The organism is Niallia circulans (genome assembly GCF_003726095.1).
Lineage (GTDB): Bacteria > Bacillota > Bacilli > Bacillales > Cytobacillaceae > Niallia > Niallia circulans_A.
Genome location: NZ_CP026031.1, coordinates 1,862,419 through 1,877,771 on the forward strand (window position 1 = coordinate 1,862,419; position 15,353 = coordinate 1,877,771).

Annotated in this window: 15 protein-coding genes; 2 read left to right on the top strand and 13 right to left on the bottom strand. The window is 36.2% G+C overall.

The window, feature by feature from the left end:
- Positions 1-8: 8 nt before the first annotated feature.
- From C2I06_RS08985 to C2I06_RS09040, 12 genes are all read right to left on the bottom strand, one after another.
- The gene (locus C2I06_RS08985) at positions 9-731 is read right to left on the bottom strand and encodes an amino acid ABC transporter ATP-binding protein (RefSeq protein ID WP_095332887.1); all 723 of its coding nucleotides are present in this window, start codon (positions 729-731) and stop codon (positions 9-11) included.
- Positions 724-1,383, bottom strand: a complete 660-nt coding sequence (locus tag C2I06_RS08990; protein WP_095332885.1) for an amino acid ABC transporter permease — start codon at positions 1,381-1,383, stop codon at positions 724-726. Before C2I06_RS08990 ends, C2I06_RS08985 begins: the two co-directional genes overlap by 8 nt.
- A 118-nt stretch (positions 1,384-1,501) precedes the next feature.
- The gene (locus C2I06_RS08995) at positions 1,502-2,287 is read right to left on the bottom strand and encodes a transporter substrate-binding domain-containing protein (protein ID WP_123257897.1); all 786 of its coding nucleotides are present in this window, start codon (positions 2,285-2,287) and stop codon (positions 1,502-1,504) included.
- Between the two features lie 363 nt (positions 2,288-2,650).
- Entirely contained in the window at positions 2,651-3,091 is a 441-nt protein-coding gene (locus C2I06_RS09000; protein ID WP_095332881.1) for a BrxA/BrxB family bacilliredoxin, read from the bottom strand.
- Between the two features lie 102 nt (positions 3,092-3,193).
- Entirely contained in the window at positions 3,194-4,447 is a 1,254-nt protein-coding gene (locus C2I06_RS09005) for a dihydrolipoamide acetyltransferase family protein (protein ID WP_123257898.1), read from the bottom strand.
- Positions 4,448-4,472: 25 nt separating this feature from the next.
- The gene (locus tag C2I06_RS09010) at positions 4,473-5,456 is read right to left on the bottom strand and encodes an alpha-ketoacid dehydrogenase subunit beta (protein WP_047941108.1); all 984 of its coding nucleotides are present in this window, start codon (positions 5,454-5,456) and stop codon (positions 4,473-4,475) included.
- Between the two features lie 15 nt (positions 5,457-5,471).
- A complete protein-coding gene (locus C2I06_RS09015) occupies positions 5,472-6,464 on the bottom strand; it encodes a thiamine pyrophosphate-dependent dehydrogenase E1 component subunit alpha (protein ID WP_047941355.1) in 993 nt (330 codons plus the stop codon).
- 75 nt (positions 6,465-6,539) lie between these two features.
- A complete protein-coding gene (gene lpdA, locus C2I06_RS09020) occupies positions 6,540-7,964 on the bottom strand; it encodes a dihydrolipoyl dehydrogenase (protein WP_123257899.1) in 1,425 nt (474 codons plus the stop codon).
- Between the two features lie 6 nt (positions 7,965-7,970).
- A complete protein-coding gene (gene buk, locus C2I06_RS09025; RefSeq protein ID WP_123257900.1) occupies positions 7,971-9,062 on the bottom strand; it encodes a butyrate kinase in 1,092 nt (363 codons plus the stop codon).
- A gap of 21 nt (positions 9,063-9,083) precedes the next feature.
- Positions 9,084-10,697 (bottom strand): AAA-type ATPase lid domain-containing protein, encoded by a 1,614-nt coding sequence (locus C2I06_RS09030; protein ID WP_164463651.1) that lies wholly within the window; start codon positions 10,695-10,697, stop codon positions 9,084-9,086.
- Between the two features lie 253 nt (positions 10,698-10,950).
- Positions 10,951-11,673, bottom strand: coding sequence for a glycerophosphodiester phosphodiesterase (locus tag C2I06_RS09035; protein WP_123257902.1), 723 nt, complete (start codon positions 11,671-11,673; stop codon positions 10,951-10,953).
- 116 nt (positions 11,674-11,789) lie between these two features.
- The gene (locus tag C2I06_RS09040) at positions 11,790-11,990 is read right to left on the bottom strand and encodes a cold-shock protein (protein WP_047941113.1); all 201 of its coding nucleotides are present in this window, start codon (positions 11,988-11,990) and stop codon (positions 11,790-11,792) included.
- A gap of 465 nt (positions 11,991-12,455) precedes the next feature.
- Between C2I06_RS09040 and C2I06_RS09045 the strand changes: the two genes are divergently transcribed.
- A complete protein-coding gene (locus C2I06_RS09045) occupies positions 12,456-12,929 on the top strand; it encodes a hypothetical protein (RefSeq protein WP_123257903.1) in 474 nt (157 codons plus the stop codon).
- Between the two features lie 245 nt (positions 12,930-13,174).
- On the opposite strand, the gene spo0A is transcribed toward C2I06_RS09045, so the two are convergent.
- The gene (gene spo0A, locus C2I06_RS09050; RefSeq protein ID WP_047941117.1) at positions 13,175-13,957 is read right to left on the bottom strand and encodes a sporulation transcription factor Spo0A; all 783 of its coding nucleotides are present in this window, start codon (positions 13,955-13,957) and stop codon (positions 13,175-13,177) included.
- Positions 13,958-14,432: 475 nt separating this feature from the next.
- Between spo0A and C2I06_RS09055 the strand changes: the two genes are divergently transcribed.
- A complete protein-coding gene (locus C2I06_RS09055) occupies positions 14,433-15,347 on the top strand; it encodes a 1,4-dihydroxy-2-naphthoate polyprenyltransferase (RefSeq protein ID WP_123257904.1) in 915 nt (304 codons plus the stop codon).
- The last annotated feature ends 6 nt before the right edge of the window (positions 15,348-15,353 follow it).

A 15,353-nucleotide genomic window follows, 5' to 3' on the forward strand; every position in this document is an offset into this window, starting at 1 on the left:
TAACATTCTTATAGCATTTTCTCCAAAAACTCTTTGGCGCGGTCTGTTTTAGGGTTTGTAAAGAACTCAGCTGGAGGAGCATCTTCCACTACCACTCCACCATCTAAGAATAGAACTCTATTTGCCGCTTCTCTGGCAAAGCCCATTTCATGTGTCACAATAAGCATGGTAATTCCAGTGTTTGCGAGTGACTTCATTACCTCAAGCACTTCTTTAACCATTTCAGGATCCAAAGCTGACGTTGGTTCATCAAATAGGATTACTTCTGGATTCATGGCAAGGGCACGTGCAATTGCCACCCTTTGCTTTTGTCCGCCTGATAAACGGCTAGGGTATACATGCGCTTTATCGGCAAGCCCCACTTTAGCAAGAAGCTCTTGACCCATTTTTTCCGCTTCACTCTTGCTTAGTCCCTTTACTTTGATTGGTGCATATGTCACATTTTGTAAAACCGTTTTATGCGGGAAAAGATGAAAATGTTGAAATACCATCCCAACGTTTTCTCTTATTCTTTTTATATTTGTATTTTTATCAGTAATATCCGTACCATCAATTATTACTTTTCCTTTTGTAGGTACTTCCAGTAAGTTAATACAGCGCAGAAAGGTAGACTTTCCTGAGCCAGAAGGACCAATAATCGTTACTACTTCGCCTTTTTCTACTTGCGTATTTATCCCTTTTAAAACTTGAAGAGAGCCATAAGATTTATGCAAATTTTCAACATTAATCACTTCTTCTCATTCTCCTTTCAACTGCTTTTGCCAATGTTGTCAGTATCATTACTAGAACGTAATAAATAAGGCCGGCAAGAATCATTGGCTCCAAGTATGCATATTTTTCGCCGCCCATTATATAAGCTCTACGCATAATATCTGTAACACCAATAACAGTAACAACAGCTGACTCTTTTGTTAAGGAAACAGCTTCATTGATTAATGCTGGAAAAATGTTCTTTAAAGCCTGAGGCAAAATTAAATCGAACATTGCTTGCCTAGGGGAAACACCTAACGCCATAGCAGCTTCTTTTTGGCCGCGATCTACTGCTAAAATTCCAGCTCGAATAATTTCTGAAATATAAGCAGCTGAATTTAAACCAAAGGAAAGAATTGCTGCAATAGCTGGCTCAATTTGGATACCAGTTAATTGTGGTACACCAAAATAGATAATCATTAATTGAAGAACAAGGGGCGTTCCTCTAAAAACTGATGTATAAATAGCAGCAATCCAGCTAAGCACTGGCAGCTTACTAAGTTTAAATATCGAAAGTATAATACCTAAAACAAAACCAATTATTCCTGCCACCACAACAATTTGCAATGTCACAGTGATTCCCTTTAACAAATATGGGAGAGAAGGAATAAATTGTTGGAAATCTAAGCCCATAACTATCTCAATCCTTTCTAAAAAAACGGGGGATGTTTTTATCTATTATATAGCTTAAAAAACAAGAAAATGTTTAGGGCATATTCAGCCCTAAACTATCCCCCACATATACCTTATCTTAGTTACCAAACCATTTTACAACTAACTTATCAATTTCGCCGCTATCTTTCATTTTCTTTAATTCAGCATTGAACTTTTCTGTTAGGTCACTGCCTTTAGGAAATGCAATAGCCGAACCAGCGTCTTCATTCGCTTCTTTCGCCGGGAAAGATGTTAATGTATCTTCTTTATTTAAATAACCTTTTGCAACAACATCCTCAATAATTGCTGCATCAAAACGACCTGCTTTAATTTCTTGAATTAATTGAGGAATACGGTCACGGTTCTCTACTGTAACTTTTACTGTTTTAGCGATTTCTTTTGCTGCATCTTCTTGAATCGATCCTAGTTGTACTCCAACCTTTTTCCCATCAAGATCTTGAACAGTTTTAATATTGCTATCTTTTGTTGTTACAACTAAGTCTTTTGCCGTGAAATAGACATCGCTGAAGTCAACATTTTCTGCTCTTTCCGGTGTTGGAGACATACCAGATAATACCAAATCCACTTTGCCAGATTGTAAGGCAGAAATTAACCCGCTAAAATCCATATCTTTCACTTGAATTTGGTAACCTAGCTTTTCGCTTAGTGCTTTGGCTAAATCAATATCAAAACCGATAATCTCATCACTTTTTGCAGTATCGATGTATTCAAATGGTGCATAATCTGCTGATGTTCCCATCACAAGTACTTTTTTATCAGCCGATTCATTTCCACTGTTTGAACCTTTTTCATCAGTAGAAGCGCCACATGCACTTAAAATGACTACTATAGACAACAGCATTAATGCTAATAATTTTTTCATCTTAAAATCCCCCTATACATACTTATGCTTTTATTCTCTATTAATATTAGTAGTTTGTTGCAAATTATTAGATAGTCTTTCAATTTATATTCATGCAACAATATGAATTTTAACACATGCTAATAATTATTCAATATAATTTATACAAATTCATCAAATGAAATACTATTCTGAAAAAATGTAATTTTCAAATAAATAATAAAGTTGGATAATTTCATGTCGCTAATTTTATCTAGTACACGTTTTTTAATCTTTTTTCTTGCTGCAAAAAGCATTGCCAACTTCTATTTCCATAAAAAAACACCCTGAAAGCCAAATTTACTTTAACTTTCAAGGTGCAATATTATCATCAATAAAGCAAGCTTACTTTACTTCTGTGCAATATTCTTCGAATGCATTTTGTAGTTTTTCTACCACTTGCATAGGATCATGACCTTCAATTTCATGGCGTTCTACCATTTTAACAAGCTCACCATCTTTCATTAATGCAAAAGACGGAGAGGAAGGAGGAAAACCTGTAAAATATGAACGGGCTTGTTCTGTTGCTTCCTTATCTTGTCCTGCAAATACAGTTACTAATTGATCTGGCCTTTTTTTATAATGTAAAGAGTAACCTGCAGCTGGTCTTGCAATTCCACCTGCACATCCACATACAGAATTAACCATCACTAAAGTGGTACCTTTTTGGGATAATGCTTCATCTACAGCTTCTTTTGTTGTAAGTTCTTCGTAACCAGCCTCTACTATTTCTTGGCGTGCTTGACGGACAACATCATTCATGAATAAATTAAAATCAATATTCATCGTTTCGCTCCTTTTATGAAATATCTTCTTTTTACATTATTATAAAAAAAGTATTCATTTTCAATTTATTTGATTGCAAAACTTCTTTATTCATTACAGTCTTTAATATATTGGTGTTGTTTCCTCTGACGTTGTCTCTAATATTTCCTTGATTCTCTGAAGGAATCTTCCGCATATAAGACCATCTAATACACGGTGATCAAGAGACATGCATAAATTCACCATATCAGAGATCGCAATCATATTATCTTTAATAACTGGTCTCTTCACGATTGATTCCACTTGAAGAATCGCTGCTTGAGGATGATTGATAATTCCCATTGACTGAATGGAGCCAAATGATCCGGTATTATTAACAGTAAATGTGCCGCCTTGCATTTCATCAACTGTAAGCTTGCCTGTTCTCGCTTTGTTTGCAAGTTCTGTAATCTCTCTAGCAATTCCTTTTATCGACTTTTCATCCGCATTTTTGATGACTGGGACAAACAGTGCATTTTCTGTCGCAACAGCAATGGAGATATTAATCTCTTTTTTCTGGATAATTTTATCGCCTGCCCAAGTCGAATTAATTTGCGGAAATTCTTTTAATGCACGCGCAACGGCTTTAACAAAGAAAGCAAAGAATGTTAAGTTATAGCCTTCTTCTTTTTTAAAGGAGTCTTTCACTTTATTTCTGTATTGAACCAGTTTGGTAACATCCACTTCGATCATTGTCCAGGCATGAGGAATCTCATGTTTACTCTTTACCATATTGTTAGCAATTGCTTTTCTTAATCCCGTAATTGGAAACTCCTTATCCCCTGCACTTGTTGGCACATTATGTACGATTGTTTCTCGTTGAGGAGCATGTTCAACTATTCCATTAACAGAACTTTTTTCTTCTGTTTTAACTTGGGGAATTCCTTCTTGGATTGCCTTTTGAACATCTTTTCTAGTAATTCTTCCCCCTGCACCTGTTCCAGTTAAAAGCGTTAAGTCAATTCCCGCTTCTTGAGAAAGGCGTAAAACAGCTGGTGAATATCTTGCCTTTTGACTTGTAGCAGCATCAGCTAAAGGTGCTTCAGTTTTTTCTTTCGATTCCGCTTTTACTTCTTTCTCTACCTGCGTATCGTCCCCTTCTACTTCAATGGTACAAATTACTTCCCCTACTTCAAGTGTTTGCCCCTCTTCTGCAAGAAGTTCTTTAATGGTTCCCGAAAAAGAAGATGGAATTTCTGCATTTACTTTATCTGTCATTACTTCTGCAAGAGGATCGTATTTATTTACGACATCCCCTACAGCAACAATCCAATTACTAATTGTTCCTTCTGTTACACTTTCTCCTAGTTTAGGCATTGTTATCTTTTCAATCGGCATTCTTTTTCCCTCCTTGTTGTACGACTTAAAATTCTGCGAGCTTGCGCATTTCTGTTTCGACTTTTTCTGGTGTTACCAAGAAGAATTTTTCCATTGTTGGTGCATATGGCATTGCCGGAACATCTTCAGCCGCTAGACGCATAATTGGTGCATCTAAATCAAATAAGCAGTTTTCTGCAATAATTGCTGCAACTTCACTAATAACACTACCTTCTTTGTTATCCTCTGTTACTAGCAGAACCTTTCCTGTCTTAGAAGCGGCTTCAATAATAGCCTCTTTATCGAGTGGATAAACTGTTCGCAAATCTAAAATATGTGCAGAAATGCCATCCTCTGCTAACTTTTCAGCAGCCTGCAAGGCAAAATGGACACATAAACCATATGTGATGACTGTTATATCTTCGCCCTCACGCTTTACATCTGCTTTACCAATTGGTAACACATAATCTTCTTCTGGAACAAAACCTTTAATTAATCGATAAGCACGCTTATGTTCAAAGAATAATACCGGATCAGGGTCTTGAATTGCCGCTTTTAACAAGCCTTTGACATCATATGGTGTAGAAGGCATAACAATTTTTAGTCCTGGTGTATTAGCAAACATAGCTTCTACAGATTGAGAATGATAAAGCGCACCATGAATACCTCCTCCATATGGAGCACGAATAACAATTGGACAAGTCCAGTCATTGTTAGATCGATATCTTATTTTTGCTGCTTCTGAAACAATTTGATTGACAGCAGGCATTATAAAATCAGCAAATTGCATTTCGGCAATTGGTTTTAAGCCATACATTGCAGCTCCTATTCCTACCCCAGCTATTGCCGACTCCGCTAAAGGTGCATCTATTACTCGCTCTGCTCCAAATTGATCATACAGACCTGTTGTCGCTTTAAAAACTCCACCTTTTACTCCTACATCTTCTCCAAGAATAAATACTTTGTCATCCTTCTCCATTTCTTCCCGAATGGCTTGAGTTACTGCATCTATATAGGATATTACTGGCATCTTTCTGTTTCCCCCTTAATTCCCGTATACATATTTCAATGTATCTTCTGGTTGTGCATATGGTGCTTTTTCTGCATAATCCGTTGCTTCATTGATCACATCTGCCAATTTCTTATTTAACTCTTGATCCATTTCTTCAGTTAGTATTCCTGTAGAAAGCAAATACGCTTTAAAAGTGAATAATGGATCTTTTGCTTTAGCTTCTGTGACTTCTTCGCGCGCACGATAGCTGCTGTCGTCATCGTCAGAAGAATGAGGAGTTAAACGATAAGAAATCGTTTCAATTAAAGTCGGCCCTTCGCCTCTTCTTGCTCTATCAACCGCCTCTTTCGTCACTCGATACACTTCAATTGGATCATTTCCATCTACAGTGTATCCCGGCATGCCATAACCAATTGCACGGTCAGAAACATTTGCACATCCTAATTGCTTTTCAATTGGAACGGAAATCGCATATTTATTATTTTCACAAAGAAAAATAACAGGCAGCTTATGCACACCAGCGAAGTTGGCCCCTTCATGGAAGTCTCCCTGATTAGAAGAACCCTCTCCAAAGCTGACAAAGGTTACGAAATCCTTCTTTTCTATCTTCCCAGCTAAAGCAACTCCCACTGCATGAGGTACTTGAGTCGTTACTGGTGATGAACCTGTAACAATTCTATTTTTCTTCTGCCCAAAATGTCCTGGCATTTGTCTTCCGCCTGAGTTTGGGTCTTCTGCTTTCGCAAAGCCCGATAACATTATTTCCTTCGGTGTCATGCCAAAGGTTAATACAACACCCAGATCACGATAATATGGAAGCATGTAATCCTTTTCCCGATCGAAGGCAAATGCTGCTCCTACCTGGGCTGCTTCTTGCCCTTGACAAGAGATAACAAAAGGAATTTTTCCTGCTCTATTTAGTAACCACATTCTTTCATCAATTCTTCTGGCGAGGAGCATCTGCTCATACATTTCTAATACTTGATCATCCGTTAATCCCGCCTCTAAATGGCGATTATGAACCATTGTCATACTATTACCTCCTAATTGATTCATGTTTGTTCCCCCTATTTAGCTAGACATTATTTTTTGATTTCTTTATTAACCATGAATGGCTTTTCCTTCAACAGCAAGGGCTGCTTCTCCAATTGCCTCTGTCAGTGTTGGATGGGGATGAATTGTATTCCCAATTTCCCAAGCTGTTGCGTCTAGCACTTTGGCAAGAGCAGCTTCTCCAATAAGATCTGTTGCATGGGCCCCTATAATATGCACACCTAATAAATCATCGGTTTCTTGATCTGTAATTATTTTGACAAATCCATCTTGTTCTCCAAAAATAAGCGCTTTTCCAATCGCTTTAAAGGAAAATTTGCCTTTTTTAATCGTAAATCCAAGCTCAATTGCTTCTTCTTCTGTATATCCTACACTGGAAATCTCAGGACTTGTATAAATACATTTGGAAACTGTTTTATAATCCAGTGGATGTGGTTTTTCACCGGCTATATGCTCCACAGCGATTATCCCTTCATGGGAGGCAACATGCGCAAGCTGTAATCCTCCTATACAATCACCAATTGCGTAAATATGTGATTCTTTCGTTTGATAGAATTCATTTGTTTGAATTTGATTTTGAACAACCGCAATGTCGGTATTTTCAAGACCAATTCCTTCTACATTTCCTATGCGGCCTACAGATACTAGCAGCTTTTCCCCTTCAAAGGACTTGGTCTCACCATTTTTTTCTGCTTGAATGATTACTTTATCCACATTCTTCTGTAAGGTTTCGGGAAGTACTTTAGCACCCGTTACGATCTGAATTCCTTTTTTCTTGAGAATTCTTTGTAATTCTTTACTGATTTCCTTATCCTCTGTTGGCACCAATCGGTCACTATATTCTAAAATAGTTACTTTCACATCAAAATCAGCAAGCATGGAGGCCCATTCAGCCCCTATTACTCCCCCGCCAACGATTATAATGGACGAAGGAAGTTTTTCCATTTGCAGCGCTTCTTCTGAACTAATGACAGTCGAACCATCAATCTCTAGGCCAGGTAAGCTTTTTGGCCGGGACCCTGTTGCAATGATTACATGTTTCGGAAGCAGCATTTCGTTTTCTTCTCCATTATTCATTTCAACCGAAATAGTGCCTGGCATCGGGGAAAAAATGGATGGTCCCATTATTCTTCCATTTCCTTCATAAACATCAATTTTTCCTTTTTTCATTAAATACTGAACACCGCTGTGAAGCTGGCTTATAATGGTGGATTTTCTTTCTTGCACCCGATTGAAATCTAATCTTATATCTGAGGAAATAATTCCAAACTCCTCGCTTTTTTTCGCTGTTGCATAAACCTCAGCACTTCTTAATAACGCTTTACTTGGAATACAGCCATTATGTAAACACGTTCCACCTAATTTTCCTTTTTCAACCACTGCTGTCTTTAAACCTAATTGAGAAGCACGGATCGCTGCAACATAACCACCCGTTCCTCCTCCTAGAATGACAAGATCATATTCTTTAGCCATCTATCTTCACTCCTCTCTTTCCCCATATTCTTTTGGTCTCTCTTCCTTACGTAATACTCTTAAAACACCTTCTGCTAAAGATTGACGTTCGTTTTCACCTGGATATACCATTATATCTGCAATCCAATTAACACGTTCCATAATTAATTTTACAAAACGGTTACTAAAGGCCAGTTCACCTGTCAGGATAATGGCATCTACTTTGCCAAAAAGCACGGTGCTCGCACTGCCAATTTCTTTAGCAATTTGATAAGCTAACGCCTCGTAAATAAGAATATTGGGATTATCTCGTTTACCAAGCTCTTCCTCTATGTCAAAAGAACCTTCAGGCACTTTATTAAGATAGGATTTCACTCCAGAATGATACAATAATTGATGCTTCATTTCTTCATATGTAAATTTACCTGAATAGCATAAATCAACTAAATCACCATGAGGCAAAGTACCAGACCGTTCCAAACTAAATGGCCCTTCCCCATTTAAACCATTATTGACGTCTATTACTTTTCCTTTTGCATGTGCACCAATTGTAATTCCATCCCCAAGATGTGCAATAATCAAATGTGCTTCTTCATATTTTTTGCCTAACTCCATCGCTGCTCGTCTTCCCGTTGCTTTATGATTAAGTGCATGAAAAACACTTTTTCTTGTAATGCTCGGATATCCAGAAACCTTCGCAATATCGTCCATTTCATCGACAACAACTGGATCAACTATATAGGAAGGAATCTCTAAATGTTCAGCAATGTCATAAGTGATGAGCGCTCCTAAATTGGAAGGATGCTCTCCTCTTGTTTGAGCGAACAGCTCCTCCCGCATAGCAGCATTTATCGAATAAGTTCCACCATCGATCGGTTTAAGCAGCCCGCCTCTTCCACAGACAGCTGCCAATTTGGAAAGGTTGATTCCTTTATTTACTAAATAAGATAAAACCTCATCTGATCGATATTTATATTGAGCAACAATCGAAGGGAATTCTAGCAATTTATTGGAATCATGGTGTAAATCATCTACAATAATCGGAACTTCATTTTCATATAAGGCGATTTCGGTTTCTCCTGCCCGTGGGTTTATGACCAATATGCGATATTTCCTCATTTTTATAAGCCCCTAAAAAATTTAATTTAAATGATACTTATCCAATTTATAGTATAAATTACGGACTGACAGACCCAATGTTTTAGCAGTTAATGTTTTATTTCCATCTAGCTTTCTCAATGTCTGTTCGATAATAACTTTCTCGTATTTCTCTACCAGGTCAGATAATGTTTGATTGTCAGCATTGGCTTCCTCTTGAAATTCCGCTTGATGCTTTTTTATTACCTGCGGTGGCGCGAGATGCTCTAATTTGAGCACGGTATCTTCTTCCTTAGCTTGTATCATCGAAAGCTGGAGGATTGCCTTTAATTCAAGGATATTCCTTGTATAACCATAATTTTTTAATGCCGTCTGTGCTTCTGGGTCAATATCAGTTATCCATCTTCCACTGTCTTCGTTCAACTCGATAAGAAAATGTTTTGCTAGCAGATAAATATCCTCTTTACGTTCCCTTAAAGGTGGTAAGTATATATTTGATTTCATTAATTCATCATAAAGCTCCTCTAAAAAATCCCCTGCCATTAGTGCTTTTTCTAGCTTAATAGGGGAGGAAACAATAAGGCGAAAAGATGATAGCTGCTTCTCTTCCAGTTCTAATTCCTTCAATCTTTTTAAAAGCAAGGTTTGTTCAGCCATCGATAAACAGGTAATATTTTCAAGATATACAGTTCCTTTTGATAAAGGGTTCTTTTTATTTAAAAATGCTCGTAACTGTTCTCGATGCTTCTGTGGACGAATCCGTCTAAATAGATGAAACTTATTTCCACCCCAATTATGAATGGCATTTGCAAGCATAAACTTACCAGTTCCCTCTTCTCCGCGGATAAATATAACCTGTTTACTCCCTGCTGCTAACTTTGCCTGTTCAATAGCAAAGTTCATGGATGGAGACTGATATATAAAATCATCAAACTGAAAGCTTTGTTCTAATCCTCGGATAATGGCTTTTGTCTGTTGAAGTTCCTTTTTTAACTGAGCCGTTTCTGTTTCATTATGAAGAATTTGCAAACAGCCCTTTAATTTTCCATCCACTATAATAGGTGTACTTTTTACCGTTAAACATAAGGTGCCTGTCTGAATGATTATTTCTGCATCTCTTCTTGTTTGAATAACTTCTTCTCTATTTTTTTTCATTAATTGATGATTATTTTGCTGATCAAGAAGCACAGCCAATTCTTTATATGACGAATTTTGCATAACAATATGACCAAATTCATCTACTACAACATAGGCTTCTGCACTTTTTTGCAAAAGCAATGTTAGCAGCATTTGAAGGTTATCTTTATCTATCCAATGTCTTTTTTGACTCTCTTCTTGTAATACCGCTACAGCACCGATTATACTATTATCTTTTCCTATCAATGGATAACGGGAAATAAGAAGATAATCCGTTTCAGAAACAGCAAACTTTTTCTGCTCCTCTATTCTTTTCGTATGTAATACTCTCATCATCCCACTGTTAGGGATAACGGATAAAATATGCTGGTCTTTTTGAAGTGAATATTGGTTCTGCATCAAACTTTGCGCACTTTTATTGAAATAAGAGATAACTCCGCAATTATCTACTATAATTATGCCTTCCTTTATTTCATCAAAAAGCGTATAAGAGGTTGACTGTATCATTCGATCAATCATTCGCACACTTCCCATCTGTCTATCCGTGCAATTTATTTCATATCTATACTATACCTACTCCCTAAAAATTATGCAATTTTTTTCCCATTTTCTTTTATTTCTGAAAAGTAGAAAGGTTATGTCTGTTTTAATATTTTGAGACGCTAACTTATTAAGGTGGAATATTCAAATAGTTGTTTAAGAATTCTTTTCTTGCAAAAAAAGGTTTTCCGCCTCTTCTCTATATTAGAGATTACAGCAGAAAACCCATTTTTTATGATTGTGTCAGGACAGTTCGTGCAATAATTGGCTCATCTGTAATAATGGCAGATATTCCAGCATCCATTAATGCTTGCATCGTTTTCGGATTATTTACCGTATATGCCCTAACTTTAATATTATTTTCTTCTGAGGTTTTTATTATCTCTGGATTTATCCGTTTATAATTAGGGTGAAATCCTTTAGCATTTATAGCATTGGCATAAATCCAAGGCTGATAAATTCCATCAGACAACAAAGGAGCTGTTTCAATTTCTGGAGCGATGCGATAAGTATGTACAAGACTATAATGATTAAAGGAGGAGAAAATAATTCTTTTTTCAAAACCATATTTGCGGATGAGAGCAATCGTTTTCTCTTCCATTCCTTCATATGCAATCTTGTTATTCTTCATTTCAATATTGCAGATTATGTCATTATCTTGCATCCAATCAAATAACTCGATTAATGTGGGAATAGGCTCATTTTCGTCCTGCTTAAATCGATGTCCTGCATTAAATGATCTTAAATCCTTATAACTGAATGCTTGCACATAGCCTGAAGCATCCGTTGTTCGATCAACCTTTTCATCATGGATGATGACTATTTCTCCATCCTTAGACATTTGAATATCAATTTCAATCCCATCAGCCTCTGCCTTTTCTGCCTCGATAAAAGCCTTCATTGTATTCTCCGGATAATGTGCCGAAAAACCTCTGTGTGCAAATATTTTCGTCATAACAAAATCACTTCCTTATGTAGAACTTCATTATATAAAGCCATTTACATAATGTTTTGGTTAGATGAAAAAAACAGGCCCTAACCTAAGTCAGAGCCTGTATTACTTTTGTTAAATTAGTTTTTTACTACGTTAGCAGCTTGAGGTCCGCGTTGACCTTCTTCTATGTCAAAACTTACTTCTTGACCTTCGTCTAAAGTTTTGAAACCTTCAGTTTGAATAGCGCTGAAATGTACGAATACATCTTGTCCTTCTTCTGTTTCGATGAATCCAAAACCTTTTTCTGCGTTAAACCATTTTACTTTACCTGTAGCCATTTCTTGTTTCCTCCTATGTGCTTTATGCACAAATGTATTACTATCCTTGCTCGTAGTAAAAAATAAAGAAATATGTATTTCTCAACTATTTTCTAAAGAACAAAAATAAGTCTCCTTAATAGTAACAGGTTAATCTGCAGAAAGCAAATCTTTGAACGATTATTTTTCAATTTTTTAAAATAAATTCCTTATTTTGGATTAATCAGTTAAATAATCGCGGGAATATAACTATATGGGCGTGTTTTTTATTCTAGCTATTTAAAGCGCTTCATTTTCTTGCTTTTTAGTATTTTGTTGTCCCCATTGCTTTTTGTTCCTATTTGCTTCCCTTCTTGAAAAAATTTTATAGGAAATCCCTAATCCCTCTCGAATACATGGTAACATTAATCTAAAGCAAGAATGGCTAAAATAGACTATGCTGTTATATTAAAACATAATCCAATTAAGTAACAGAGAGGTACCATTATGTTTAGGATTGACGAAATAGAGGATGCTGAAATTTTATATTATGTATATAATTTAAACTGGCTATTACCTAAAGAAAATCAAGAGATAGCAATTGACTTTCTAATTAATTTGCCTCCAGATAAAGCCGATATGATTATCCCTAAATACGGGAAAGAGTGCTGGGAAAATAGTGTTAGGGTTATTAAAAAAATAGGATATCCAAACAATAAAAAAGCTTTACCTAAATTAGCAAGATTATTACAAGATAGAAATTGGCCAGGTTCTCTTGAAGCAATTGAGCTTTTTCGTGAACTCGGAAAAGCAATAGCTACCCCTTATATAGAACAAGAGTGTATTTCAGCATGCAAACAAAAGGATTTAGACTGGCTAGAGAATTTATTTTTTGCTTGTAATAGCTTAAATTATAGCGAGAATGATTTCAAACATAAAGATAGTTATCGATTCATGAAAAAAAGTGCTGAATCACTTTAATAGAGTAATAAATCTGTTTAAAGAGTCACTCCCCCCTAGGACACAAAAAGGTTGTTTTTCAACTTTTTAGGTCCTTTTATTTTCTTACTTATACTCAACAAAAACAAACCCAATAAATCATTTGATTTATTGGGTTTGTTGGTAAAAATTTATTGGTTTAAATCCAAAGAGAAAGTTTATCTTTTACATATTGGTGGGTTTTACCGTTTCTCTAAAACCCTCTCCTACCAACAGCCCTAACCCTCTCAGGAAGCCTTATGCTCCAATCTCAGCTTATCTGCCACAATCGCGATAAATTCTGAGTTAGTTGGTTTTGCTTTGGACATGCTGACAGTGTAGCCGAACAAGGATGAGATGGAGTCGATGTTGCCTCTGCTCCACGCCACTTCAATAGCATGACGGATTGCCCGCTCGACACGGCTTGCTGTTGTATTAAATTTCTTCGCGATATCTGGATACAATACTTTTGTAATGGATCCTAATAATTCGATATCATTATAAACCATGGAAATGGCTTCGCGTAAATAGAGGTATCCTTTAATATGGGCAGGAACACCAATCTCGTGAATAATACTTGTAATGCTTGCGTCCAAATTCTTCGTTTTTGGTTCTTGTGTTTTGAAAGAAGAAGAAGATTTTCTGACAAATCCGGTTGTTTTGCCACTTACTTGACGAATATGGCTTGCTAAATACTCCATGTCAAACGGTTTTAAAATAAAATAAGAGGCACCTAATTCAACCGCTTTTTTTGTAACATCTTCTTGACCAAAGGCAGTTAACATAATCACGTTAGGCATAGGTTTATTCATTTGGCGCATTCTTTCTAATACGGCTAAACCATCTAAATGAGGCATGATAATGTCTAGCACCATCACGTCTGGTTCTAGCTGCTCTACTAGCTCTAGACACTCCTGGCCGTTATGGGCAACACCAATTACTTCCATGTCGTCCTGAGCATCTATATACTCTTCCAATAATCCTACCAGTTCACGATTGTCATCCACAATGCATACTTTTATTTTCTTCAACGATTGTTTCCTCCCTCAATCCAAATGTCTCTAATTTTATCTATATTTTTATTCTAAATGACATTTTCGACAAAGCAACCAAAAATCCTTTGATTTTATAAAAAAAACTTAAAAAATAGGAAAAACCCCATTATTTCTCTCATTTTCTCACGTTTTCGACTGATTTCGATATCCTTCATGTTTTTGTCGAAAAATCTTTACGACTTTATTATACACAACACTTGGCAATAGAAAAAGCAATCAAGTGACTTATCTTCCATATACCCAAACACTTCTTTATTTGGAAGAAAAAATTATGACTTTTTTATGAATATTTTCTTGTTGGGATACAACTTTATGCGGTATTATTAAAGTTGGACACAAAAACGTCTAGTTTTTTTGTTTTTACATTTATCTGTATAAAACAGATAAAGCTTGCACAAATTTATTAAGTATTTGTGTTTTCATTTTCCCAAAGTATAGAAAGGATTTTTTTATGGAGAACGTCACTAAGGAAAACAACACTTATAAAATACTATGGAAGCTAACGAGACCGCATACGTTAACAGCTTCTTTTGTACCAGTTTCCATTGGTACGGTATTATCTTTCCCTCATGCCTCAACAAAATGGGGTTTATTTTTTGCCATGATGTTTGCTTGTTTGATTATTCAAATCGCAACCAACTTATTTAATGAGTACTATGATTATGTAAGAGGAATTGATACTGCAGATTCAGTAGGAATAGGCGGAGCAATTGTTCATCATGGAATGAAGCCAAAATTAGTTTTAAATATGGCAATCAGCCTATATATAATTGCACTACTTTTAGGTATTTATATTTGTTCTAATACTTCTTGGTGGATTGCATTAGTCGGCATTCTCGGCATGGCGATTGGCTATTTATATACAGGAGGTCCGCTTCCAATAGCTTATACACCTCTTGGAGAAGTTTTTTCTGGCATATGTATGGGATGTATCTTCATCCTTATCTCTTTCTTTATCCAAGCAGGTCACATTAGCGAGGAGAGCATCCTTATTTCTGTTCCAATCGCTATTCTAATTGGTGCGATTAATTTATCGAATAATATTAGGGATATTGAAGAGGATACATTAGGTGGCAGAAAGACGATTGCTATTCTTATCGGCTTTAACAAAGCGGTTAACCTACTTGCGGCATTATTTATCTTATCATACCTCTGGATTATTATTTTCGTTGCTCTCGGCTTCTTTAGTCCTTGGCTATTAATCGTACTGCTTAGTTTCAAAAAGCCATTAGATGCCATTAGGGGCTTTAAAGGAGATCGAAGCCAAACACCGATCGCCATGAAAAACACTGGTTTAACAAACACCATGTTTGGATTATTTATCACGGTTGGTTATTTGTTAGATTTCATTATGCAAAATGCGTAGTAGTAG